The 24143-nt window shown below is 74.1% G+C and carries 26 protein-coding genes; 12 read left to right on the top strand and 14 right to left on the bottom strand.

All coding sequences use genetic code 11. The annotated features are described in order from the left end of the window. Positions 1-148: 148 nt before the first annotated feature. From purL to purM, 4 genes are all read left to right on the top strand, one after another. The gene (gene purL, locus AC0GKK_RS13415; protein WP_405420010.1) at positions 149-2455 is read left to right on the top strand and encodes a phosphoribosylformylglycinamidine synthase subunit PurL; all 2307 of its coding nucleotides are present in this window, start codon (positions 149-151) and stop codon (positions 2453-2455) included. After that, a complete protein-coding gene (locus AC0GKK_RS13410; RefSeq protein WP_489881748.1) occupies positions 2455-2793 on the top strand; it encodes a sterol carrier family protein in 339 nt (112 codons plus the stop codon). Before purL ends, AC0GKK_RS13410 begins: the two co-directional genes overlap by 1 nt. Positions 2794-2912: 119 nt before the next feature. After that, complete coding sequence (purF, locus tag AC0GKK_RS13405; RefSeq protein ID WP_489881747.1) at positions 2913-4499, top strand: amidophosphoribosyltransferase; 1587 nt, start codon at positions 2913-2915, stop codon at positions 4497-4499. A gap of 43 nt (positions 4500-4542) precedes the next feature. Then, positions 4543-5640 (top strand): phosphoribosylformylglycinamidine cyclo-ligase, encoded by a 1098-nt coding sequence (gene purM, locus AC0GKK_RS13400; protein ID WP_489881746.1) that lies wholly within the window; start codon positions 4543-4545, stop codon positions 5638-5640. Between the two features lie 22 nt (positions 5641-5662). Here the strand turns inward: purM and AC0GKK_RS13395 are convergent, their stop codons facing one another. The 4 genes from AC0GKK_RS13395 to AC0GKK_RS13380 form a co-directional block, all read right to left on the bottom strand. After that, positions 5663-6406 carry an NUDIX hydrolase gene (locus AC0GKK_RS13395; RefSeq protein ID WP_489881745.1) on the bottom strand — a complete coding sequence of 248 codons (744 nt, stop codon included), beginning with the start codon at positions 6404-6406 and terminating at the stop codon, positions 5663-5665. A 165-nt stretch (positions 6407-6571) separates the two neighbouring features. Beyond that, on the bottom strand, positions 6572-6775 hold the full coding sequence (locus AC0GKK_RS13390) for a DUF3073 domain-containing protein (RefSeq protein WP_062399683.1): 204 nt from the start codon (positions 6773-6775) through the stop codon (positions 6572-6574). A gap of 220 nt (positions 6776-6995) precedes the next feature. Continuing rightward, positions 6996-8123, bottom strand: coding sequence for a CAF17-like 4Fe-4S cluster assembly/insertion protein YgfZ (gene ygfZ, locus AC0GKK_RS13385; protein ID WP_489881744.1), 1128 nt, complete (start codon positions 8121-8123; stop codon positions 6996-6998). Then, positions 8120-8605, bottom strand: coding sequence for a Fur family transcriptional regulator (locus AC0GKK_RS13380; protein ID WP_412763154.1), 486 nt, complete (start codon positions 8603-8605; stop codon positions 8120-8122). Before AC0GKK_RS13380 ends, ygfZ begins: the two co-directional genes overlap by 4 nt. 244 nt (positions 8606-8849) lie before the next feature. Between AC0GKK_RS13380 and AC0GKK_RS13375 the strand changes: the two genes are divergently transcribed. Together AC0GKK_RS13375 and AC0GKK_RS13370 are read left to right on the top strand one after the other, a co-directional pair. Continuing rightward, the gene (locus AC0GKK_RS13375; protein ID WP_489881743.1) at positions 8850-10754 is read left to right on the top strand and encodes a DivIVA domain-containing protein; all 1905 of its coding nucleotides are present in this window, start codon (positions 8850-8852) and stop codon (positions 10752-10754) included. Between the two features lie 43 nt (positions 10755-10797). Next, a complete protein-coding gene (locus AC0GKK_RS13370) occupies positions 10798-12390 on the top strand; it encodes a hypothetical protein (RefSeq protein WP_489881742.1) in 1593 nt (530 codons plus the stop codon). Between the two features lie 3 nt (positions 12391-12393). Here the strand turns inward: AC0GKK_RS13370 and AC0GKK_RS13365 are convergent, their stop codons facing one another. From AC0GKK_RS13365 to AC0GKK_RS13320, 10 genes are all read right to left on the bottom strand, one after another. After that, positions 12394-13257, bottom strand: a complete 864-nt coding sequence (locus AC0GKK_RS13365; protein ID WP_489881741.1) for a 5-oxoprolinase subunit C family protein — start codon at positions 13255-13257, stop codon at positions 12394-12396. Next, positions 13254-13868, bottom strand: coding sequence for a 5-oxoprolinase subunit B family protein (locus AC0GKK_RS13360; protein ID WP_489881740.1), 615 nt, complete (start codon positions 13866-13868; stop codon positions 13254-13256). Before AC0GKK_RS13360 ends, AC0GKK_RS13365 begins: the two co-directional genes overlap by 4 nt. Beyond that, entirely contained in the window at positions 13869-14474 is a 606-nt protein-coding gene (locus tag AC0GKK_RS13355) for a heme-binding beta-barrel domain-containing protein (protein ID WP_062404071.1), read from the bottom strand. It abuts the gene before it with no gap. 35 nt (positions 14475-14509) lie between these two features. Continuing rightward, the gene (locus tag AC0GKK_RS13350; RefSeq protein ID WP_168169561.1) at positions 14510-14680 is read right to left on the bottom strand and encodes a hypothetical protein; all 171 of its coding nucleotides are present in this window, start codon (positions 14678-14680) and stop codon (positions 14510-14512) included. A gap of 149 nt (positions 14681-14829) precedes the next feature. Next, complete coding sequence (locus AC0GKK_RS13345) at positions 14830-15129, bottom strand: DUF1416 domain-containing protein (RefSeq protein ID WP_208820632.1); 300 nt, start codon at positions 15127-15129, stop codon at positions 14830-14832. Between the two features lies 1 nt (position 15130). Beyond that, positions 15131-15967, bottom strand: a complete 837-nt coding sequence (locus tag AC0GKK_RS13340; protein ID WP_224403751.1) for a sulfurtransferase — start codon at positions 15965-15967, stop codon at positions 15131-15133. A gap of 34 nt (positions 15968-16001) precedes the next feature. Beyond that, positions 16002-16460: a DUF4395 domain-containing protein gene (locus AC0GKK_RS13335; RefSeq protein ID WP_345641394.1), complete on the bottom strand. Its 459-nt coding sequence runs from the start codon at positions 16458-16460 to the stop codon at positions 16002-16004. 64 nt (positions 16461-16524) lie between these two features. Further along, complete coding sequence (locus tag AC0GKK_RS13330; RefSeq protein ID WP_350662235.1) at positions 16525-16599, bottom strand: putative leader peptide; 75 nt, start codon at positions 16597-16599, stop codon at positions 16525-16527. Positions 16600-16670: 71 nt separating this feature from the next. Beyond that, entirely contained in the window at positions 16671-17102 is a 432-nt protein-coding gene (locus tag AC0GKK_RS13325; protein ID WP_489881739.1) for a thioredoxin family protein, read from the bottom strand. A gap of 12 nt (positions 17103-17114) precedes the next feature. Beyond that, complete coding sequence (locus AC0GKK_RS13320; RefSeq protein WP_489881738.1) at positions 17115-17945, bottom strand: LmeA family phospholipid-binding protein; 831 nt, start codon at positions 17943-17945, stop codon at positions 17115-17117. Positions 17946-18146: 201 nt separating this feature from the next. On the opposite strand from AC0GKK_RS13320, the gene AC0GKK_RS13315 reads away from it, so the two are divergent. The 6 genes from AC0GKK_RS13315 (at position 18147) to pstB (ending at position 24116) form a co-directional block, all read left to right on the top strand. After that, the gene (locus AC0GKK_RS13315; RefSeq protein ID WP_489881737.1) at positions 18147-18932 is read left to right on the top strand and encodes a winged helix-turn-helix transcriptional regulator; all 786 of its coding nucleotides are present in this window, start codon (positions 18147-18149) and stop codon (positions 18930-18932) included. A gap of 16 nt (positions 18933-18948) precedes the next feature. Beyond that, positions 18949-19833: a mycothiol synthase gene (gene mshD, locus AC0GKK_RS13310; RefSeq protein ID WP_489881736.1), complete on the top strand. Its 885-nt coding sequence runs from the start codon at positions 18949-18951 to the stop codon at positions 19831-19833. 199 nt (positions 19834-20032) lie between these two features. After that, a complete protein-coding gene (gene pstS, locus AC0GKK_RS13305; protein WP_405419971.1) occupies positions 20033-21136 on the top strand; it encodes a phosphate ABC transporter substrate-binding protein PstS in 1104 nt (367 codons plus the stop codon). 127 nt (positions 21137-21263) lie between these two features. Then, entirely contained in the window at positions 21264-22208 is a 945-nt protein-coding gene (pstC, locus tag AC0GKK_RS13300; RefSeq protein WP_073575849.1) for a phosphate ABC transporter permease subunit PstC, read from the top strand. Position 22209: 1 nt separating this feature from the next. Further along, on the top strand, positions 22210-23325 hold the full coding sequence (pstA, locus tag AC0GKK_RS13295) for a phosphate ABC transporter permease PstA (protein ID WP_357438474.1): 1116 nt from the start codon (positions 22210-22212) through the stop codon (positions 23323-23325). 11 nt (positions 23326-23336) lie between these two features. Continuing rightward, complete coding sequence (gene pstB / locus AC0GKK_RS13290) at positions 23337-24116, top strand: phosphate ABC transporter ATP-binding protein PstB (protein WP_073575851.1); 780 nt, start codon at positions 23337-23339, stop codon at positions 24114-24116. Positions 24117-24143: the final 27 nt, after the last annotated feature.

Genomic DNA, 24143 nt, shown 5'->3' with positions numbered 1-24143 from the left:
CACGACGTCCGGCCCGGCCGGCGGTCCCCGTGGACCGCGGGCCGGGCCGTCGTCGTCCTCGGTCCGTGACCTGCTGTGGGGAACCCCGCCTGTGGGCCCCGGCACCGTGCGGGGACGCGGGCGGGGGAGCCCCGTCTACCCTGACCCCGTGACGCAGTCCCAGGTGCCGGTCGATTCCGTCAAGCACGCCGAGGCCACTCCGGAGCAGCCGCAGCCCTTCCGGGAGCTGGGGCTCAAGGACGACGAGTACGCCCGTATCCGGGAGATCCTCGGCCGTCGGCCCACCGACGCCGAGCTGGCGATGTACTCGGTGATGTGGAGCGAGCACTGCTCGTACAAGTCCTCCAAGGTCCACCTGCGCTACTTCGGTGAGACCACCACCGAACAGATGCGCTCGACGATGCTCGCCGGGATCGGCGAGAACGCGGGCGTCGTGTCCGTCGGCGACGGCTGGGCGGTCACCTTCAAGGTCGAGTCGCACAACCACCCGTCCTACGTCGAGCCCTACCAGGGCGCGGCGACCGGTGTCGGCGGCATCGTCCGCGACATCATGGCGATGGGCGCGCGCCCGATCGCGGTCGGCGACCCGCTGCGTTTCGGCCCGCTCGACGCCGACGACACCGGCCGGGTGCTGCCCGGCATCGTCGCCGGTGTCGGCGGCTACGGGAACTGCCTCGGCCTGCCGAACGTCGCCGGCGAGGTCGTCTTCGACCCGTCCTACGCGGGGAACCCGCTGGTCAACGCCCTGTGTGTGGGAGCGCTGAAGACCGAGGACCTGCACCTCGCGTTCGCCTCCGGCACCGGCAACAAGATCATCCTGTTCGGTGCGACGACCGGGCTCGACGGCATCGGCGGCGTGTCCGTGCTGGCGTCGGAGACCTTCGACTCCACCGGCGGCGGCACCGGGCGGAAGAAGCTCCCGAGCGTCCAGGTCGGCGACCCGTTCACCGAGAAGGTCCTCATCGAGTGCTGCCTGGAGCTGTTCGCGGCCGGGCTCGTCGTCGGCATCCAGGACCTCGGCGGCGCCGGGCTGTCCTGCGCGACCTCCGAGCTCGCCTCCGCCGGTGACGGCGGCATGCACGTCGACCTCGACGCCGTCCCGCTGCGCGCCACCGGCATGACCGCCGCCGAGATCCTCTCCTCGGAGTCCCAGGAGCGGATGTGCGCGGTCGTCACCCCGGAGAACGTCGAGGCCTTCCTCGCCGTCTGCCGCAAGTGGGACACCATCGCCACCGTGATCGGCGAGGTCACCGACGGCGACCGCCTGGTGATCACCTCCCAGGGCGAGACCGTCGTCGACGTGCCGCCGCGCACGGTCGCCCACGAGGGCCCGGTCTACACCCGCCCGGTCACCCGCGACGACGCGAAGCAGGACGCGCTGAACGCGGACTCGCCGGAGGCGCTGCCCCGCCCGGAGACCCCGTCCGAGCTGCGCGCGGAGATCCTGCGGATGGCCGCCGCCCCGAACCTCGCGTCCCGGTCGTGGGTCACCGACCAGTACGACCGCTACGTGCGCGGCAACACCGTCGCCGCGCACGGCGCCGACTCCGGGGTCGTGCAGGTCGACGAGTCCACCGGCCGCGGCATCGCCGTCGCCACCGACTGCAACGCCCGCTTCGTGGCGCTCGACCCGTACCTCGGCGCGCAGCTCGCGCTGGCCGAGGCCTACCGCAACGTCGCGACCTCCGGCGCCGTGCCGCTCGCCGTCACCGACTGCCTGAACTTCGGCTCGCCGGAGGACCCGCACGTCATGTGGCAGTTCGAGCAGGCCGTGCGCGGTCTCGCCGACGGCTGCGCGGTGCTGGGCACCCCGGTCACCGGTGGCAACGTCAGCTTCTACAACCAGACCGGGACGACGGCGATCCTGCCGACCCCGGTGGTCGGCGTGCTCGGCGTGATCGACGACGTCACCACCGCGGTCCGGTCCGGGTTCGCCGGCGCCGACGGCGACACGGTCGTCCTGCTCGGCACCACCGCCGCCGAGTTCGGCGGGTCGGAGTGGGCGCACGAGGTGCACGGGCACCTCGGCGGACGGCCGCCCGCCGTCGACCTGGAGCACGAGCGGCGCCTCGCGCAGCTCCTCGCCGCCGCGGCCGCGGACCGGGCGCTGACCGGCAGCCACGACCTGTCCGACGGTGGCCTCGCCCAGGGACTGGTCGAGGCCGCGCTCGCCGGGGGCCGGGGCGCCCGCGTCGACCTGGCCGGGGTGCACGAGGACTCGTTCACCGCGCTGTTCGCCGAGTCCGCCGGACGGGTGCTGGTCACCGTGCCCGCCGACGGCGCCGAGGCGTTCCTGGCCCGCGCCGCCGAGGCCGGTGTCCCGGCGCTGCGGCTCGGCGAGACCGGCGGCGACGTCCTCGACCTGGGCGACGCCCTCGGCACGCTGGCGCTCGACGAGCTGCGCGCCGCCTGGGAGGGCACGCTCCCGGCGCGGTTCGGCGCCGTCTCGGTCTGATGTCCGACGTCCTCCTGGACTGGGTCGACGACGGGGTCGAGCCGGACCGGGCGACACGGAAGTCGGCGGTGAAGGCGTCGCTCGACGAGCTGGCCCGGCGCGCGCCGGGCCGCAGCGTCGAGGTGCGGGTCCCGCCGTTCGGTGCGGTGCAGTGCGTCGAGGGGCCGCGGCACACCCGCGGCACCCCGCCGAACGTCGTCGAGGCCGACCCGCGGACCTGGATCGCGCTCGCCGTCGGCCGCCTGAGCTGGGACGACGCGCTCGCCGACGGGCGGGTGTCGGCGTCCGGGTCGCGGGCCGGCGAGATCGCCGCGTTCCTGCCGCTACGCACGCCGTGACCGGACGGGTGCGGTGTGCGACCCCGACGTGACCCCTGTCCCCGTACCTGGGGATACGTGATCTCGGGGCGTACAGTCGTCCCCTGGTCCCGGTACGCCGCCAGCCGAGGAGCGCCGCGTTGAGTTCCGTCCGGAACGAGCACGTCAGCCCTGAACGAACCCTCTCCCTCACCCCCGTCGCACCCCCCGTCGCCGAGCCCGACGAGCAAGGACCCCGCGAGGAGTGCGGTGTGTTCGGCGTCTGGGCCCCCGGCGAGGACGTCGCGAAGATGACCTACTACGGCCTCTACGCGCTGCAGCACCGCGGCCAGGAGGCCGCAGGCATCGCCGTGTCCGACGGCCGCCGCACCGTGGTGTTCAAGGACCTCGGCCTGGTCAGCCAGGTGTTCGACGAGCAGACGCTGTCCTCGCTGCGCGGGCACCTCGCCGTCGGCCACTGCCGCTACTCGACGACCGGTGCGACGACCTGGGAGAACGCCCAGCCGACGTTCCGCACCACGGCCGCGGGCTCCGGTCTGGCGCTGGGTCACAACGGCAACCTGGTGAACACCGCCGAGCTGCGCGAGGACGTCGCGAAGCTGGAGAACCGCAAGCGGTCCGGGCTGCGCGCGACCACCGACTCCGACCTGCTCACCGAGCTGCTGGCCGCGGGCGCCGCGGACCTCGGCGTCTACGAGGCCGCGATGCGGCTGCTGCCGCGGCTGCGCGGCGCGTTCTCGCTGACCTTCGCCGACGAGAGCACCCTCTACGCCGCCCGCGACTCCCACGGCGTCCGCCCGCTGGTCCTGGGCCGCCTGGAGCGCGGCTGGGTCGTCGCATCGGAGACGGCGGCGCTGGACATCGTCGGCGCCTCGTTCGTCCGCGAGGTCGAGCCGGGCGAGCTCATCGCGATCGACGCCGACGGCATCCGCAGCCAGCGCTTCGCCGCCCCGGAGCCGAAGGGCTGCGTGTTCGAGTACGTCTACCTGGCGCGCCCGGACACCACCATCGCCGGCCGCTCGGTCTACGACACCCGGGTGGAGATCGGCCGCCGGCTCGCCGAGGAGCACCCGGTCGAGGCCGACCTGGTCATCCCGGTCCCGGAGTCCGGCACCCCGGCCGCGATCGGCTACGCCCAGGGCTCCGGCATCCCCTACGGCCAGGGCCTGGTGAAGAACGCCTACGTCGGGCGCACCTTCATCCAGCCCAGCCAGACCATCCGCCAGCTCGGCATCCGGCTGAAGCTGAACCCGCTGCGCAACGTCATCCGGGGCAAGCGGCTGGTCGTCGTCGACGACTCGATCGTCCGCGGCAACACCCAGCGCGCGCTGGTGCGGATGCTGCGCGAGGCCGGCGCCCTCGAGGTGCACGTGCGGATCGCCTCGCCGCCCGTGCGCTGGCCCTGCTTCTACGGCATCGACTTCGCCAGCCGGGCCGAGCTGATCGCCAACGGCGCCGACACCGAGGGTGTCCGGCGCTCGATCGGCTCGGACAGCCTCGGCTACGTCTCGGTCGAGCAGATGGTCGCCGCCTCCGAGCAGCCGCGGTCGCGGCTGTGCTGCGCCTGCTTCGACGGGGAATACCCGATCCCGCTGCCGGAGGAGGCCCAGCTCGGCAAGCACCTGCTGGAGGACGTCCCGGAGCCGACGGCGTCCGGCGCCGCCTCTGGCGATCCCGGCCCGCTGTCCGTCGGATACGGTGCCGGAGAAGCGCTGACCCGCCCGTAGCGGCACCCGATCACGACCCCGTCCCGACCTGGAGAGACCTCGCATGCCCTCGACCGAGCCCGGCCCCGCCAGCTACGCCTCCGCGGGGGTGGACATCGACGCGGGGGAGCAGGCGGTCGAGCGTTTCCGTCCGTTCGCCGAGAAGGCCACCCGGCCCGAGGTGCGCGGCGGCATCGGCGGTTTCGCCGGTCTGTTCGCGGCGAAGTTCGGCAAGTACTCCGAGCCGGTGCTGGCCGCCTCGACCGACGGCGTCGGCACCAAGGTCGCGATCGCGCAGGCGATGGACAAGCACGACACCATCGGCCAGGACCTCGTCGCGATGGTCGTGGACGACCTGGTCGTCTGCGGGGCCGAGCCGCTGTTCCTGCAGGACTACATCGCCATCGGCAAGATCGTCCCCGACCGGGTGGCGACGATCGTGCGCGGCATCGCCGAGGGCTGCCAGACCGCGGGCTGCGCGCTGCTCGGTGGCGAGACCGCCGAGCACCCCGGGCTGATGGAGGAGGGCGCCTACGACCTCTCCGCCACCGGTGTCGGTGTCGTCGACGCCGAGAAGATGCTGCGGCCCGAGCGCGTCCGCCCCGGCGACGTGCTGGTCGCGTTCGGCTCCTCCGGGCTGCACTCCAACGGCTACTCCCTGGCCCGCCACGTGCTGCTCGACATCGCCCGGCTGCCGCTGGCCGGTGAGCTGGAGGAGTTCGACCACTCCCTCGGCGAGGAGCTGCTCGTCCCGACCCGGATCTACGCCAAGGACTGCCTGGCGATCACCGCCGAGACCGGCGTGCGGACGTTCTCCCACATCACCGGCGGAGGGCTGGCCCGCAACCTGGAGCGGGTGCTGCCGGAGGGCCTCGCGGCCACCGTGGAGCGCGGCTCGTGGACCCCGGCCCCGATCTTCAAGCTGATCCAGTCCCGCGGCCGGGTCGAGCGCGCGGAGATGGAGAAGACGTTCAACATGGGCGTCGGGATGGTCGCGGTGCTGCCGCCCGAGGACGTCGACCGCGCCCTCGCCGTCCTCACCGCCCGGCACGTCCCCGCCTGGATCCTGGGTGAGGTCGGCCGGATCGGCGACATCGACGGTGCCGGTTCCGGCGAGCTCGGCGCCCGGGTGCAGCTGCGCGGGGAGCACCCCCGTTTCTGAGGCGGTCCCGCGCCGTCCGCCCTCACTCGACGGAGTGGTGCAGCTCCGTGTCGTGCGGCGCCGGCTGCCGGTTCCCGGCGCGGTGCGACTCACGCAGCATCGGCGGGTGCAGCGCCGTCGCCGGGCCGCGGCGGAACAACCGGGGTGGCCGCCCGCGGCCGCCGGTGACCAGCGTCGTCGTCGGCACGAGGAAGCCGTCGGTGGAGGTCACCTTGCGCTGGAAGTTGCGCGGGTCCAGAGAGGTCTCCCAGACGGCCTCGTAGACCCGGCGCAGGTCGGTCACCGTGAACTCGTCCGGGCAGAACGACACGGCGAGCGTCGTGTACTCGAGCTTCGACTTCGCCCGCTCCACGCCGTCGGCGAGGATGCGCCGGTGGTCGAACGCCAGCGGCGGCACGTCGTCGACGGCGCACCACGCGGACGCGGCGGCCCCGCCACCCGGCGTCGGCTCCGGCATGTCCGGCAGCAGCGCGAGGTAGCCCACGGACAGGACCCGGCCACCGGGATCGCGGTCGGGTGCGGCGTAGCTCGCCAGCTGCTCGAGGTGCCCGCACACGGCGCTGCCGGTGTCGGCCCCGGTCTCCTCGCCCAACCGCCGGCTGGCGGTGTGCACGAGGTCCTCCTCCGGGCGGACGAAACCACCGGGCAGGGCCCAGTGCCCGAGGAACGGGGGCTCGCCCCGCTCGATGAGCAGCACGTGCAGACGGTCGGACCGCACGGTCAGCACGACGAGGTTGACGGCGACCGCGAACAGGTTGCCGCGCATCTGCTGAACACCTCGGGCGTGACGGGATCGGTGACCAAGCCTCTCACAGGAGACTGGTGATGATCTTGCCCTATCCGACCGGCCGGGGGAAACCGCCCGGGTCGGCACGTGCCGCGGCGCCCGGGCCGCCGTGTCACGACGGGGGGCCGGGCGCCGGGGTGGCCGTCAACGGCGAGGGTCGTCGTCCTCGTCGTTGTACTTGGCGGCGAGGTCGTCGTACTCGCCGTAGTCGTCCTCGCGGCTGTCGGTAGTCACCGCCGTCGCGCTACCGATCTCCCGCTGCAAGGCGTCGAGATCCATAGAAGGGGAGCTGTACTTGAGCTCACGGGCCACCTTCGTCTGCTTGGCCTTGGCTCGTCCACGCCCCATGGCAGGTCCCCCTTACAACAGGGAAGGGGCGGCCGGTCATTGCGCACGACCCGGCGGCCCCTCTCGTCTCATCAATGTCGTGAAAACAACCGTACCCTGCTCACCCCGGAACATGCGACGCGGCACCGCCGTCGTCACAGGCGGACCCGGCCCCGGACCGGCGCGGGGCCCCGCGTGTTCACCCGGTGGTCGCCCCACGGCGGTCCGGCCGGGCCGCGCGTCATCCGCGACGCGCGGCGCCACCCGCCCGTTCCCGGGCCGCGCGGCCCGGCGGCGGGGTGTCCGGGTCCGGCTCGTAGGAGTCCGGGTCGATCGTCGCGGGGGAGACCCGGTCGTCGACACCCGCGGTCAGCTCGGCGTCCACCGGGACCGACCGCTTGAGCAGCGCGAGCGCCACCGGGCCCAGCTCGTGGTGCTGGACGACCGTGCCCACGCGGCCGACCGTGCGGCCGTCGCGCACCACCGGGTCGCCGGTGCGCGGCAGGTCCTCGTCGCCGGCGTCGAGCATCAGCAGCACCGTGCGCCGCGGCGGGCGCCCCAGGTTCGCGACCCGGGCGACGGTCTCCTGGCCCCGGTAGCAGCCCTTGGTGAGGTGCACGGCGGAGCCGATCCAGCCGACCTCGTGCGGGATGGTGCGGTCGTCGGTGTCGCGGTGCAGGCGCGGTGCGCGCGACTCCACCCGCAGCGCCTCGAACGCGATCGTCCCGGCGGCCCGCGCCCCGGCCGCGGTGAGGTCCGCCCAGCGGGCCTCCTTCGTCCCGCGGGGGACGACGACGTCCGCCGCGTCCCGGCCCGGCCACGGCATCCGTCGCACGAAGCCGCCGTCCGGCAGGGCCGTGACGCCGTTCGGCGCATCGGGCACCGGCAGCCCCGCCGCGGCGAGCACGGCCGGGGTCTCCGGGCCGACGACCGACAGCACCGCCAGCTCGGCGGTGACGTCACGCGGCTCCACCTTCGACCAGAAGACCATCTTCGCCAGGTAGTCGAGCAGTGCCGCGCCCTCGCCGGGCTCGGTGTCCAGCCAGACCGTGTCCGCCGACGACGCGACGGCCATGTGGTGCAGCACCCTGCCCTGCGCGTCGAGCACCAGGGCCTCGGTGCCGGTGCCGGGCGGCAGCTCGCTGACGTGCTGGGTGAGCAGCAGGTGCAGCCAGGACAGCCGCTCCTCGCCGGTCACCGCCAGCACCTCGCGGTGCCCGCGGTCGACGACGGCGGCGGAGCGGGCCATCGCCCGCTGCTCGGCCGGCGGGTCGCCGTGGTGCGCGGCGACGACGTCGTCCGGGTCGGGGGTCGTGTCCTCGGCGTTGTCGGTGGTGTCGGGGTCCTGCTCGGATCCGGGAACGGTCACCGGTCTCCCTCCGCGCCCTCCTGGGGCGCCGTGTCGTCCTGCTCGGGGGCTCCGTCGGCGGAGTCCTCGTCGTCGTGCGCACAGTCGACGCACGTGCCGGACAGGGCCACGTGCGTCGCGTCCAGGTGGAAGCCCAGGTCGGCGAGCGTGCGACTCGCCACATCGGAGAGCAGCTCGGTCGGCGCCTCGTCCACCCGGCCGCAGTGGTGGCAGACGAGATGGACGTGGCGGTGCTGGTGCTCGGAGTAGGTCGGCGCACCGTGCCCGAGATGGGCGTGCCGGACGACGCCGAGCTCCTCGAGCAGGTCCAGCGTCCGGTACACCGTCGTGATGTTCACCGCCGGCGCCGTCGCCTGGACCCGGCTGCACACCTGCTCGGGTGTCGCGTGCCCCAGCTGCCGGACCGCGTCCAGCACGAGCTGGCGTTGAGGGGTCATCCGGAGCCCACGCCGGTGCAACGTGCCCTTCAGTGTGCTGTCCACACCGCCGATGGTATTCGGTACGGCCCGGTAGGCTCGGGCCACGAGGACGGTGACCGCACATCGTGTCACGGAACCGTCCGTCGCGGGGCCCGCCACGCCGACGGACGACCGTTGCACGCTGCGTGGTTCGCCGCGACCCCGTCGTCGTGACTACCCTGACCGGCGAGGTCGCGCCGAACCGTCGGTCCGCCGACCTCGTACGTGCCCTCCGAGGGCACCCATGTCGACGACCTGAGGAGAGGCGATGACGGCAGACGGGGCGGACCGCCCGGGCGGTTCCCCGCGGTTCGACGTCGTTCTCCGCGGCTACGACCGTCGGCAGGTGGACGAGCACATCGTCCAGATGCAGCGGCTCATGGGCCGGATGCGCGCGGACATCGACGCACTGCGGAGCCGGCCCATGCCGCCGCCGATGCCGGTGCCGCCGCCCGGCGGGTTCGCCGCCGGTCCGGCCGGCGGGCCGCCGCGTCCGGCACCGCGTCCGGGGCCGCGTCCCGGCCCGGGGCCCTCGGATCCCGACCGGCACGGTGCCGTCGACAACTTCTCCGACCGCATGCAGGCTATCCTGCAGAAGGCGGAGGAGGAGGCGGAGGAGATCCGCAGCAAGGCCCGTGCCGACGCCGAGCGTGTCGTCACCGAGGCCCGCAAGCAGGTCGACCGCGCCCGCGCGGACGCCGACCGGGCCCGTGAACAGGGCGACAAGCTCCGCACCGAGGTCGGGGAGCTGACCCGGCGTCGCGACGAGCTGCGCGCCGAGGTCGGGAAGGCCCCGGCCACCGGGGACAAGGCCCGCCACGAGATCCGGCCGGCCCCCGGTCCGGGGCAGAAGCTCGGCGGACCGTCCGGCGAGGCCGGGTCGTCCGACGACCGCTCCGCGAAGCCCGCCGCGGGCGAGCGGCCCGGCACCGGCCAGTCCGGTGCCGCCCAGCCCGCCGGTCAGCCGAGCCCCGGGCCGAAGCCCGCCGCGCAGTCCGGTGCCGGCGCCACGCCGGCCGCCGCTGCCGCCGGCACGGGTGCGGACGCCTCCGCCCGCCCGGGGCAGGCTGCCGACGCCCGGCCCGGGCGTCCCGACCAGGGTCGCTCCGACCAGGCCCGTCCCGACTCCGCGGACCAGCGGTCCGGTCGGCCCGGGCCGCGCCCGGGTGCACCGGAGCCGCAGCGCCCCGGTGCCCGGTCCGGTGCTGAGGAGCGCCCGGGGGCCGAGCAGCGTCCCGGTCAGAAGGATCAGGGGCCCACGCGTCCGCAGGGCGCCCCGAACGGCCGCCCGCAGGCCCCCGCGGCCGGTGTCAACGGCGCCGGGGTGAACGGTGCCCGACCGGCGGCCGCCCAGGCGTCGCCGTCGGGCGATGCGGCACCCGCGCCGCGGCCCGGTCCGCGTCCGCAGCCGGGGCCCGCCCCGGCGCGCCAGGACTCCGGTTCCCCGTCCCGGTCCGACTCCGGTCCGGCCAAGCCCGGCGCCGGTGGGGCGGGTGCCGACCGTCCGGCCGGGGCACCGCAGCCCGCCCGGACGGACGCCCAGGGCCCGCGGCCCGGCGGTGCCGACGGGGACAAGCCCGCCGGCCCGCGCCCGGGTCCGCGGCCCGCACCGGGCCCGCGCCCGTCGCCGGCCCCCACCGGGCAGCAGGGCGGTGCCGAGCGCACCACCGCCGTCCGGCCCGGGGACGAGCCCGAGCCCGCCGAGCTGTTCCGGCCCGCGTCGGAGTCCCGCCCGGTCGAGGCGGAGCCGAAGACGTCGGCCGTGCCGCGCCAGGACCCGCGTCCGACGCCCGGCGGCGACGCCGAGCGCACGGTCGCGGTCGGCGCCGTCCGCCGTTCCGGTGACACCCCAACGGATGGTTCGCAGAAGCCGTCGGCGGGGGAGAAGGGCACCGCGGCCGAGGGCACGAAGGCCGACGCGGAGCCGCCGACGACCGCGAACCCGGCCGCCGGGCGCGGTCCGGGGCGACCCGGTCCGGAGGGGTCCCGCAACGGCTCCGGCCAGGCCGGCCACGGTCAGAACGGTCGTAACGGTGCGTCGTCGGCGTCCGAGCCGTCGTCGCAGGGTGGCGAGAAGGGCAACGGCGCGACCCGCAACGGTTCCGGTGCGGCCACCGGCGACAAGGGCCGGACGGGCGCGGCGCAGCCGTCGACGGGGACGCGCAGCAGCTGAGGTTCCCCGCGCGGGGCCCGGGACCCCAATAAGGTCCGGGCCCATGCAGCTCGGCTCGTTCACGGTCCCGGTCCTGCCCCTCGTGGCGGTGCTGGGTGCGGGCGTGCTCGTGGTCCTGGTCCTGTGGGGGGTGTGGCGTGTGCGCCGCACCCCCGCGCCCGGGCCGCTGCCGCTCGAGCCCCCGCGCGCGGCCGCGGACCCGCAGCCGTCCTCTGCGGACTGGACCGGTGAGGCGGCCGGTGGCCCGGCCGACCCGCCGCGCCCGGCCCGTGCACGGACCGTCGCGGACGTGGTCGCCGAGCGCGGCGCGGACACCGGTCCGCTGCCCCGGGTACCCGCATACGCCGGCGCCGTGGTCGCCCCCGGTGCAGGGCGCCACGCCGCCCGCGACGACGACGGGGCCGAGGGCTCGCTGGAGGCGCTGTTCGCCCCGGCCGACGAGCAGCCCGACGCGGCCACCCTCGCCCGGGGGCGCGACCCGGAGGCGACGGCCGCCGTGTCGCTCGCCGCGGCGTCGCCGGTTCCGGGTGCCGCGTCGGGAATCGGGGCGTCGGGTGCCGCGGTGGAGCCACTGCCCCGGCCACGGCCGACCCCGCGCCCCCGGTCGACCGGGCTGCGACGGGTCCGGGACGCGGGGACCGGGACCGACACCGTCGACCCGGGCCGTGCCTCCGCCACGCTCCGTGCCGCGGATCCGTCCGGGGCCGACGCCGCTGCCGGGGCCGAGGCCGCCGTCGCGAGCGACGCCGCCGCGACCGCCGCTGCCGCGATCGACGCCGCTGCCGCGAGCGACGCCGCTGCCGCGAGCGACGCCGCCGGGGCCGATGACGCGGCCCCGACCGACACCACCGTGGCCCGGGACGCCGCGGGCACCCCCGACGACCCGGCCACGCCGCCGGTGCCGGAGTGGCCGGTCGCACGGCTGCGCATCGTCGACGACCTCACCGACGTCGTCGCGCCCGGCCCGGACGCCACGCCCGCCGCAGCCGGGCAGGCCCCGGCCGCCGGGGACGACACCGTGCCCCCTGCCGCGGACCCGGCTCCGGCCGCCCCGAAGGACACCGCGGCCGGCCCGCTGCCGCCCTGGTCGGCCGAGCGCGCGGAGCCGGCCGCCGAGGACCTCCCCGCGACGTCCGGGATCCCGGCGGTGCCACCCCCCGCGCCGACCCCGCCCGCCGGGTCCGAGATCACGTCCCGGCCGACCCCCGAACCGGTCTCCCGGGCCGTGCAGCAGGCCCTCGCGGCCCGCGCCGTGCAGCGGGCGCGCCTGCGCGCCACCGACGGCGTCGTCGACCCGCAGCCCGACGCCCCCGGTGGCGAGCAGCAGGAGCTGCCGCTCGCCGTCGTCCCGACCGCGGGGGCGCGCACCCCGGCGGCCGGCGACGCGAAGGACCGGCTGCTCGGTGTGCTGCTGGAGAACCCGGCCCGCGCCGTCGACGCGACCGAGCGGCTCGACGACACCCGCGACCGCATCGCCGAGCTCGACGAGGTCCTGCGTCGCCGCCGCGACGACCTGGCCGGCGCCGTCCGGCACCTGCACGAGTGCGGCCTCGACCCGGCGCAGATCGGCCGGTTGTCCGGGATGGCCGTCGACGAGGTCCGCACCATCCTCGACGGCGAGGACGCCGAGCGCTGAGCCTCAGTGCAGCACGGTGAACCGCACGCCCGTTCCCGGCGGGGCCTGGGCGAGCAGCGGCAGGTCGGCGCGCTCGACGACGGCGATCACCGGGTAGCCGCCGGTCGTCGGACGGTCGGCGAGGAACACCACCGGCGGCCCGTCCGGCGGCACCTGCACCGCGCCGGTCACCATCCCCTCGCTCGGCAGCTCCCGGTCGCGCAGCTCCGGGAGCCGCTCCGGGGACGGCCCGTCGAGACGGACCCCGATCCTGTTCCCGTCGGCCGTCACCGTCCACAGCGGATCCGCGAGGGCGGCGCGTGGGTCGGCGAACCAGTCGTCGCGGGGGCCGGGGCGCACCCGCAGCCCGACCACGGCACCGGGCAGCGACACCGGGACCGGCCCGGACACCGGGATCCCGCCGGACCACGGGCCGACCGGCAGCTCGTCGCCGTCGGCGACCGGGTCGGGCCCCAGCCCGGACAGCAGGTCGGTGCTGCGGCTGCCCAGCGTGAGCGGTAGCTCCAGCCCGCCCGCGACGGCGAGGTAGCACCGCAGCCCGCCGACCGGCGTCCCGACCGTCAGCTCGGCGCCGTCGGGCAGGTGCAGTGCCCGGTGCGACGCGGCCGGGATGCCGTCGACGCGCACCGGCGCGGGCGCCCCCGTGACGGCGACGGTCCGGCCCCCCAGGGCACGCACCCGCAGCCCGCCGCCGAGCAGCTCCAGCCCGGCGGCGCCGTCGTCGTTGCCGACCAGACGGTTCCCCAGCTCGTACGCCGGCCCGTCCAGCGCGCCCGACGGCGGCACCCCCAGGTGTGCGTGCCCCGGACGTCCGCGGTCGGTCACCAGCGCCTGCGGCCCGGCCCGTATCACCAGCAGCGCGCTCACCGGGGCTCGAACCGGACGCGGTCGCCGGGGGTGAACAGCGCGGGCGGGTCGGCGTCGGGGTCGAACAGGACCGTGTCGGTGCGGCCGATCAGCCGCCATCCGCCGGGGGAGCGCCGCGGGTAGACGCAGCTGTAGACGTCGGCGATCCCGACCGAGCCGGCGGGCACCGCGGTCCGCGAGCTCTCCAGGCGTGGCTGCCGCAGCGGCTCCGGGAGCCCCGAGAGGTAGCCGAAGCCCGGCGCGAATCCGCAGAAGTCCACCCGGTACTCCGCGCCGCTGTGCAGTGCGACCACCTCGTCGACGGACAGGCCCGCGGTCTCGGCGACGAGCGCGAGATCCTCGCCGTCGTAGGTCACGGGCAGCGTGTGGACGGTGCCCGTGCCCGCCTCGCCGGCGGCCGCGTCCGCGGCCCGTGCGACCTGTACGACCCGCTCGGTGGCGGCTCCGGTCGCCACCTCGACGAGCACGGTCCGGGCGGCCGGGACCAGCTCCCGCACCTCGGGCAGCGTGGCGTCCCGCACGGCGGCGACGACGGCCGCCACCCCGGCGGCGTCGTCGACCTCCAGCAGCACCGCCCGCCCGCCGCAGCGGCGGACCCGGACCGCGACCAACTAGCCGACCACGCGGTGCAGGACGGCCGAGATGTGCGGCTGCATCGGCTGCCCGACCATCGCGCGCTCGTCGACGTAGGCGAGGTCGCCCTGGTTGACCAGGCCGTAGAGCCGCTTCGCCGCGGTGACCTCCTTGGCCGAGGGCGTCCGGGCGATGGCGTCGGTCTCGATCTGCCAGGAGCGCATGTCGCCCCGCGGCCCGTAGTAGACCTCGACGATCCCGGTGTGGTGCGCGATCAGGACCTCGATCGAGCCGTCCTCCTGGGGGCGCCAGAACCCGGTCTCGCGGGCGGCCTGGCGGATGATCCCGCCGTCGTCGTCGAGCAGCCAGGACCGGGCCTCGTAGGACAGGAACGGTCGCCCGTCGTGCGCCCAGGTGATCTGCTGGCCGAAGTGGAACGGGCCCTCGATCGTCGGGTAGACGACCTCGCCGGTGCCACGCCAGGTACCGACCAGCGGCAGCAGGCCGAGGCAGGCCTCGTGCAGGTCGGGGCCCTGGCGCAGGTTGGCGGTGTCGTCGTCGACGGGCAGGTCGGGCCACTGCGGCCGGTTGCGCTGCGGGGAGTCCGGGGCCGCGTTCTCCGGACCGGTGATCGTGGTCTGCAGCTCCTCGTCGGACGCTGCGGCGGGCTCGGGGTCGGTCACGGGGTCTGCTCCTCGGTGTGGTGGTCGTCGGGGTCCCGTTCGGGATCGGGACCCGGCCCGGGCGCGGCGGCGGGCTCGACGACGAACAGGCGACGGAGCAACCAGCCGGCCCAGGCGGCGGTTCCCGCGGACAGGGCGATCAACAGCCCGGTGGAGAACCAGTGCACGACCGGCGACTCTACCGCCGCCCCCGGGGCGTGCACCGGGGGCCGCGCCCACCCGTCCCCGTGCACGAACGGGCCCCTCGTACGAAAGGTTCGTACGAGGGGCCCGTTCGTGAGGACGTGCGGTGGTCCGGGGCGAGCCCCGGGACCGGTCAGGCGACGGCGATCTCCGCCTGGTGCAGGCCCGGCCCGTCGGCGACGAGCTCGGACTGCCCGTTGCCCGAGCGCGACAGCGCCCGGACGGTCCAGGTGCCCGGGGCGGCGAAGAACCGGAAGTCACCCGAGGCCGAGGACACGACCTCCGCGGTGAACTCCCCGGTGCCGTCGAGCAGCCGGACGAAGGCCCCGGCGACCGGGTCGCCGGCAGCGACGACGCGGCCGGCGAGCACGGTCTCCTTGGAGAGGTCCGTGTTCGGGGGCAGGGTCAGGTTCTGGTCGGGTGCGGCACACATGTCACTTCGCTCCCAGCTCGATCGGCACGCCGATCAGCGAGCCGTACTCGGTCCAGCTGCCGTCGTAGTTCTTGACGTCGGAGTGGCCCAGGAGCTCGTGCAGCACGACCCAGGTGTGGCTGGAGCGCTCGCCGATGCGGCAGTAGGCGATGGTCGCCTTGCCCTCGTCGTAGCCGGCCTCCTTGTACAGCGAGGCGAGCTCGTCATTGGACTTGAACGTGCCGTCCTCGTTGGCCGCCTTCGACCACGGGATGTTGATCGCGCTCGGCACGTGGCCCGGCCGCTGGCTCTGCTCCTGCGGGAGGTGGGCCGGGGCCAGGATCTTGCCGGAGAACTCGTCGGGCGACCGGACGTCGACCAGGTTCTTGGCGTCGATCGCGTCGACGATCTCGTCGCGGAACGCGCGGATCGAGGTGTCGGCCTCCTTGGCGGTGTAGGAGGTCGCGGGGCGGTCCTTGACGTCGGTGGTCAGGGTCCGGCCGTCGAGCTCCCACTTCTTGCGGCCGCCGTCGAGCAGCACCACGTTGTCGTGGCCGTAGAGCTTGAACTCCCAGTACGCGTAGGCGGCGAACCAGTTGTTGTTCCCGCCGTAGAGCACGACCTTGTCGTCGTTCGAGACACCCTTGGCGGAGAGCAGCTGCTCGAACTGCTCCTTGGTGGGGATGTCGCGACGGACAGCGTCCTGCAGCTCGTCGGTCCAGTTGACCTTGACCGCACCGGGGATGTGCCCCCCGTCGTAGGCGGTGGTGTCCTCGTCGACCTCGAGGAACACCACCCCGTCGGTCTCCAGGTTCTCTTCCGCCCAGTCGGCGGTGACGAGGACGTCCTCGCGGCTCATGTCGATCTCTCCCGAATCGTGTGTCGTGGAACGGTCAGGACTGCGCGGCGGTGCCGCGCAGGCGGGCGAGGAGCCCGTACATCTCGCAGCCGAGGCAGAAGCCGAAGGCCGCGTTGAGGAAGGCCGCCGCGAGGGCCGCCGCCGTGGCGACGACACCGAGCACGGTCAGGCCGGACAGGTAGCCGGCCGCCGCGACGACGGTGAACACCAGCCCGACGGTCTGCGAGAAGCGGACCGGGGTGGCGTCCTCGCGCTCGGCGGGCGGGCCCAGCCGGGGCGCGATGAGGTGCCGGTACACGACGCCGTAGGGGGCGAACCGCATGCCGGCGAACGCGCCGACGGCGAAGACGACGGCCTGCGCGAGTACGAGCAGGCCGCTGCCGGACAGCAGCACCAGCGCCAGGACGACGGTGGTGATCGCGGCGGAGAAGCGGACCCCGCGCGGGTCGAGCCGGGGCTCGGTGAGCGCGGATCCGCGGTCCGTGACGGACATGGGACTCCAGTAACCGGGGTGGGAACCTCGGCGTCGCGGGACGCCGGGGCTCAGGACACGCGGGTCAGGAGTCGAGACACAGGCAGCCGGCGAGGCGGCACAGATCGACCGTGCGGCGTCGGGTCAGCGGCCAGTTCACGGAACCGAGCCTAGCCGACGATCCGCGCCGAGCCCAGCGGTCGGCGCCCACCGGACATCACACACACGTTCTCAGCCGGTGGGAAGGGCGGCGACGAGCTCGTCGGTGCGCGGGACCCCGGAGACCCGCAGGACCTCGGCACCGCGGGCGTCGAAGACGACCGTCGTCGGGGTCCGCAGCACGCCCAGCGCCCGGGCGACGTCGACGCGCTCGGCCACGTCGACCTCCACGTGCGCCACACCCGGATCCGCCGCGGCCAGGTCGTCGAGGACGCGCGCGGTCTGCCGGCACGGCGCGCAGACCGGTGAGGACAGCTGCAGCAGCAGCGCCCGGCGCCCCTCCGGCTCGGTCCCGGCCAGCTCCCAGCCCGGCCCGGCCACGGCAGGCGCGCCGCCGTCGTCGACGGAGGGCCGGAGCCGCCCCGAACGGCTGCGCAGGGCCAGCCCGGCGAGCGTCGCCACCAGCAGGACGACGACCAGCACCACCGCACCCGTGACGTCCACCGCCGCCCCCTCTCAGCCCGCGGAGCGGGACGTGCCCGGTCCTCCGCCGACGCTCAGGTCGCGCACGGACCCGGCGACCTGCAGGACGTTGTACTCCGGAACGCCCGCCGAGGTCGCGGTGACGCCCAGCGGCAGCGGACCCGGGTCGATGTCCACGGCGAGCGCGCGCAGCATCGAGGTGCGGACCGCGTCCGGCACCGGCTCGTCCGAGCCGTTGATCCGGACGTCCCGCGGGACGATCCGCATCGTGCCGTGGTCGACGAGGAGCACGGCCAGCACGGCCACCTGCGCGTCGGCCCCGTCCACCGGCATCTCCGCGACGAACCGTGCCGCGTTGCGCGGGTCGAGCCCGCGCAGCGTCGGGTCGCCGCCGGCCTGGATCACCGAGTCGATCGCGTTGGCGTCGACGGCCTCGACCGACAGCCGCGTCACCCCGGCGGCCGGCCCACCGGCGTCGACGACCATCCGGCGGATGTCGTTCGGGCTGACCTGCACGATCCCCTCGGCCGCCGCGGCGCGGAACCGGGCGGGTCCGGGCCCGGCGAGGTCGGACAGGTCCCCGCGCAGGCCGTACATCTGCACCTGGAGCTCGGGGGTGCGCAGCGGCCCGACCGGGACCCGCTGCAGCGTCATCTCGACATGGTCGTAGCGGCCGGTCGCGGCCTGGGCGAGGACCGAGAAGCCGTGCACCTGCACGCGCGGGTCCTCGGGGAGGTCGAGCCGGTCGCGCAGCGCACGGGAGACGCCCGACTCGACCGCCGCGCCGGTGGCGAGGTCGCCCACGACGAGCACGGCGGCCACCGCCAGGACGGTGGCGAGCACGCGACGGACGGGGCGTCCCACGACCGGGCCTCCACAGGATCGGGATACGTCCTGACCAGGGTAGAGAGCCCGGTCGCCGGCCCGGTGGGCGGCCCCGGGGCCCCGGAGCGGTCCCGGTCCCCGACCGGAACGATCCAGTTCGTGGCGTGAAACCCGTCGCTCTGCGGCTGACCGTGGGGTGACGTCCCGGTATCGTCCGCGTATCGCGAGAAGGGGGAGTCCATGGAACTGCTCCTGCTGACCACGGCTCCGGATGCGGCAGCCGTTCTGCCCGCCCTGTCGCTGCTGCCGCACAACGTGCGGACCGCGGCGCCCGAGGTGGCGGCACTGCTCGACGCCGGTCCGCACGACGCCGTCCTGGTGGACGCCCGCTCCGACCTGGTCGCCGCGCGCAGCCTGTGCCGGCTGCTGGGCAGCGCCGGGACCGACGCGCCGGTGATCGCCGTGCTGAACGAGGGCGGCCTGGTCGCCGTGTCCGGCGAGTGGGTGGTCGACGAGATCCTGCTCCCCGACACCGGCCCGGCCGAGGTGGACGCGCGGCTGCGGCTGTTGCGGTCGCGTCCCGGCGCCGAATCCGCGTCCGGGGGTGGCGCGCTCGTCCTCGGCGAGCTCGTCATCGACGAGGCGACGTACTCGGCGCGGCTCAAGGGCCGGCTGCTGGAACTCACCTACAAGGAGTTCGAGCTGCTCAAGTACCTCGCGCAGCACGCGGGACGGGTGTTCACCCGGGCGCAGCTGCTGCAGGAGGTCTGGGGCTACGACTTCTTCGGTGGCACCCGCACCGTCGACGTCCACGTCCGGCGGCTGCGCGCCAAGCTCGGCGGCGAGCACGAGCAGATGATCGGCACCGTGCGCAACGTCGGCTACAAGTTCGTCCGCCCGTCGCGCGGCGGGCTGTCCGCGCCGCCCGACCAGGACGACGCGGACCCCGAGCCCGTCCCGGGCCGTCGCCTGCCCGGCGCCCGGCCCCCGACCGGCCCGGGACGTGGAGCGTGGGTGGCGCGGTGACCTAGGGTCGGCGCTCGTGGACCCGCAGGAGCACGCCCGTCTCGACGCCGCCACCGTCTCCGCGGTGCAGGACCTGCTGAGGGCGGCGACCGCCGCCGACGGCGCCGAACCGCTCTCCGAGCAGTTCCTGATGCACCTGCGCCCGGACGCCCCCGCCGACGGTGTGACGCACCTCGTCGTCCCCGGTGACGACGGAGCCGTGGCCGGCTACGCCCAGGTCGACGGCACCTACGCCGAGCTGGCGGTGCACCCCCGCGCGCGGCGGCGGGGGATCGGCGGCGCGCTCGTCGCCGCGGTCGAGAAGGTCACCGCCGACCCGCACGTGTGGGCGCACGGCGACCTCGACGCCGCGAAGGCGCTCGCCGCGGGCCGCGGCTACCGCCGGGACCGCGTCCTCTGGCAGATGCGCCGCACCCCTGCGGCGGGCCCGCTGCCCGCCCTGACCGTCCCCGACGGCGTCACGATCCGCGCCTTCGAGCCCGGCCGCGACGACGACGAGTTCCTCCGCGTCAACAACGCCGCCTTCGACTGGCACCCCGAGCAGGGCGGCTGGACCGGCGCCGAGCTCGCCGCGCGGGAGGCCGAGGACTGGTTCGACCCGGCCGGGTTCCTGCTCGCCGTCGACGGCGGCGGCACCCTGCTCGGCTACCACTGGACCAAGGTCCACCCGGCGACCGGCGACGAGCGGGCCCTGGGCGAGGTCTACGTCCTCGGCGTCGACCCGGCCACCCACGGGCGGGGACTCGGGAAGGTCCTGACGCTCGCCGGTCTGCACCACCTGCACGACCGCGGGCTGGACACCGTGCTGCTCTACGTCGAGGCCGACAACGCCCCCGCCGTGGCCGTCTACGAACGCCTCGGGTTCGCCGTGCACGCCGCGGACGTCAACTACGCCCGGTGAGACCCGGCCACCGTTCGACGACCGGTGACGAGGTTCGTTCGAACGTGTGACGCAGGTCCACCCGGTCGCCGACCCTGTTCATCCCACGTTCATCTTCCGTGGGGGTGGCGTCCAACGTCGACTCCTAGCGTCTGCGGCCGGGTGGTCACCCAGACCACCGTCCCGCAACCGGCTCGTTGCCGACTCGGAGGAAACTGCAGTGAAGACCAAGCGGCGTGCGCCCCGGGCGCGCCTGGCTGCCGTCGGTATCGCCACGTCCTGCGCCCTGTTCGTCGCCGGCTGCGGTGCGGCGAACGAGGGCGGCGGCTCGGACGCCCAGGGTTCGGGCGTCACCGGCCAGATCGCCGGTGCGGGCGCGAGCTCCCAGCAGGCGGCCATGCAGGCCTGGATCGCCGGCTTCACCGGCGCGAACCCCGGCGCGACGGTCAACTACCAGCCGGTCGGCTCGGGCGGTGGCCGTACGCAGTTCGTCCAGGGGGCGGTCCAGTTCGCCGGGTCGGACGCGTACCTGAAGGACGACCAGCTGAACCAGGCACGGCAGCGCTGCGGCGGCTCGGTCATCGAGATCCCGAACTACGTCTCGCCGATCGCCATCGTCTACAAGCTCGACGGCGTGCAGGACCTGAATCTGTCGCCGGCGACCATCGCGGGCCTGTTCAAGGGCGAGATCACGACCTGGAACGACCCCAAGGTCGCCGCGGACAACCCGGGGGTGCAGCTTCCGGCCACGGCGGTCACCCCGGTGCACCGCTCGGACGAGTCGGGCACCACCGAGAACTTCACCGACTTCCTCAACAAGGCCGCCGCGCAGGTGTGGACCGATGAGGGCGACGGCGAGTGGCCGATCCAGGGCGGCGAGGCCGCCCAGGGCACGTCCGGTGTCGTCGGCGCGGTGAACGCGGGTAACGGCACGATCGGCTACGCCGACGCGTCGCAGGCGGGCGAGCTGGGCAAGGCCAAGGTGAAGCTGGGCGACCAGAACGTCGAGCCGACCGCCGAGGCCGCCGCCAAGATCCTCGAGGAGTCCACGCGCGTCGAGGGCCAGGGCGACACCTCGTTCGCCTTCGACCTGAACAGGACCGCCACCGGAGGCGCCTACCCGGTGGTGCTGGTGTCGTACCTCCTCGCCTGCCCGACCTACCCCGACGCCGCCCAGGCCGACACCACCAAGGCGTTCCTGAACTACGTGGTCAGCACGGACGGTCAGCAGACCGCGGCGCAGAACGCGGGCTCGGCGCCCCTCTCGGAGACCCTGCGTGGCCAGATCACCCCGGTGATCGACCAGATCAAGGCCGCCGGCTGACCGTCGGCTTGAGTCGGATGTCATCTAGCCAGGGGCCCCGGGCCGTGTTCATCATGGACACCGAGCCCGGGGTTCCCCGGTGCCGTCCTCCCCTGCCCAGCGCACGATCGCACCCACAGGGATCACTGTGACCACCACGGAAACGAAGCCCGAACCCGTATCGGGCAAGCCTCCGGGCCAGCTCGGTGACCGCATCTTCGCCGGTTCGGCGAAGGGTGCGGGGATCTTGATCCTGGTCGTCCTGGCCGGGGTCGCCGCGTTCCTCGTCTCCGAGGCCGCACCCGCTCTCGTCGCTCCGGCGGAGGAGGTGCACGGTGGGCTCGCCGCCTACATCGCCCCGCTCATCTTCGGCACGGTCCTCGGTGCCGTGATCGCCTTGCTGATCGCGACGCCGCTCGCGGTCGGTGTCGCGTTGTTCATCAGTCACTACGCGCCCCGCCGGCTCGCACAGGGGCTGAGCTACGTCGTCGACCTCCTGGCGGCGGTCCCGTCGATCGTCTACGGGTTCTGGGGTGCCTTCACCCTCGCCCCTGCGTCGGTGGCGCTGAGCGTCTGGCTCAACGACTACCTCGGCTGGATCCCGTTGTTCGCCGGGCCGCCCTCGGTCACCGGCCGGACCATGCTGGTCGTCAGTGTCGTCCTCGCGGTGATGATCCTGCCGATCATCACCGCCGTCGCCCGTGAGGTCTTCCTCCAGGCGCCGAAGCTGCACGAGGAGGCCGCGCTCGCCCTGGGTGCCACCCGCTGGGAGATGATCCGGCTCGCGGTGCTGCCGTTCGGCCGCTCGGGCGTCATCTCCGGGGCGATGCTGGGTCTGGGGCGCGCGCTCGGGGAGACGATGGCGGTCGCCACGATCCTGTCGGTCTCCGGTGCGGTGACGCTGAACCTGATCAGCAGCGAGAACCCGTCGACGATCGCGGCGAACATCGCCCTGCAGTTCCCCGAGGCCTCCGGGCTCGACGTGAACGTCCTGATCGCCTCCGGCCTCGTGCTCTTCGTGATCACGCTGCTGGTGAACATGCTCGCCCGTTACATCGTCGAGCGCCGCCGCGACTTCTCCGGAGCGAACTGAGATGTCCACCGGAACCGAACGCAACCGCACCGACACCGAGGTACCCGTGACCAGTACCGGTCTGGAGACCCCCGCTGCGACGCCCACGGTGCTGCGCCGTACGGGAAGCCTGCCGACCTGGGCTCCGTGGGCGCTGCTCGTGGCCTCCGCGGTCCTGACGGGTGGGCTCGTCGCCCTCCTCGGCTCCGGCGTCGGGCTCTGGGTGGTGTCGACCGCCGTCGTGTACGCGGTCGCGACCTACGTCGTGTCCCGGGTCGTCGAGGGCGGTCGCCGGGCCACCGACCGTCTGGTCACCGTCGTGGTCACCACGGCGTTCCTGCTGGCCATGCTGCCGCTGGTGTCGGTCCTCTACACCGTCGTCTCCGAGGGCTGGGCACGGTTCGACGCGACCTTCTTCACCCAGTCCATGCGCGGCATCGTCGGTGTCGGCGGCGGTGGTCTGCACGCCATCCAGGGCACGCTCATCATCACCGGGCTCGCCGCCCTGATGTCGATCCCGATCGGCATCCTGACCGCGATCTACCTGGTGGAGTACGGCAACAACTCGCGCCTGGCGCGGGCCATCACCTTCTTCGTCGACGTGATGACCGGTATCCCCTCGATCGTCGCGGGCCTGTTCGCCTACGCGCTCTTCGCGCTGCTGCTCGGGCCCGGGGTCCGCTTCGGGTTCGTCGGTGCGGTCGCCCTGACCGTGCTGATGATCCCGATCGTGGTCCGCTCCACCGAGGAGATGCTGAAGATCGTCCCGAACGAACTGCGTGAGGCCGCCTTCGCCCTCGGGGTCCCGAAGTGGCGGACCATCCTGAAGGTCGTCATCCCGACGACCGCCGGCGGTATCGCGACCGGCATCACGCTCGCGGTCGCCCGGGTCATCGGCGAGACCGCGCCGCTGCTGGTCACGGTCGGTGCCGCTCTCGGGATCAACCTCAACCCGTTCTCCGGGCCCATGGCGACGCTGCCCGTCTTCTCGTACTACTCCTACGCGGTGCCCGGTATCCCGCGTGAGGCGTTCATCGACCGGGCGTGGACCGCGGCCCTGGTGCTGATGCTCATCGTCATGGTGCTGAACATCCTCGCCCGCGTCATCTCCCGCATTTTCGCCCCGAAGACCCGATAAGGACTCCCGACATGGGCAAGAGTGTCGAAGCCAAGGACCTGAACATCTACTACGGGGCGTTCCTCGCGGTCGAGGGCGTCAACATGACCATCAAGCCGAAGACGGTGACGGCCCTGATCGGCCCGTCCGGCTGTGGCAAGTCGACCTTCCTGCGGTCGATCAACCGGATGCACGAGAACATCCCCGGCGCCCGCGTCGAGGGCCGGCTCGAGCTCGACGGCCAGGACCTCTACGGCGCGAACGTCGACCCGGTCGGCGTCCGCCGCCAGATCGGCATGGTCTTCCAGCGGCCCAACCCGTTCCCGACGATGTCGATCTACGACAACGTCATCGCCGGGATGAAGCTCAACAACAAGAAGGCCTCGAAGTCCGAGTTCGACGACACCGTCGAGCGGTCGCTGCGCGGCGCCAACCTCTGGAACGAGGTCAAGGACCGGCTCGACAAGCCCGGTTCGGGTCTCTCCGGTGGTCAGCAGCAGCGGCTCTGCATCGCCCGCGCGATCGCGGTGCGCCCGGACGTCCTGCTGATGGACGAGCCCTGCTCGGCCCTGGACCCGATCTCCACGCTCGCGATCGAGGACCTGATCAACGAGCTGAAGAACGACTACACGATCGTCATCGTGACCCACAACATGCAGCAGGCGGCGCGGGTCAGCGACTTCACCGGCTTCTTCAACATCGAGGGCACCGGCAAGCCCGGCAAGCTGGTCGAGCTCGACGAGACCAAGACGATCTTCTCCCAGCCGAAGCAGAAGGCGACCGAGGACTACGTGTCCGGTCGCTTCGGCTGAGTCCCCGCAGCACGACGACGGCCCCGG

This window comes from Pseudonocardia sp. P-1 (assembly GCF_058111925.1).
Note: the sequence above shows the minus strand (reverse complement) of the source record. Positions and strands in the feature narration are given on the sequence as shown.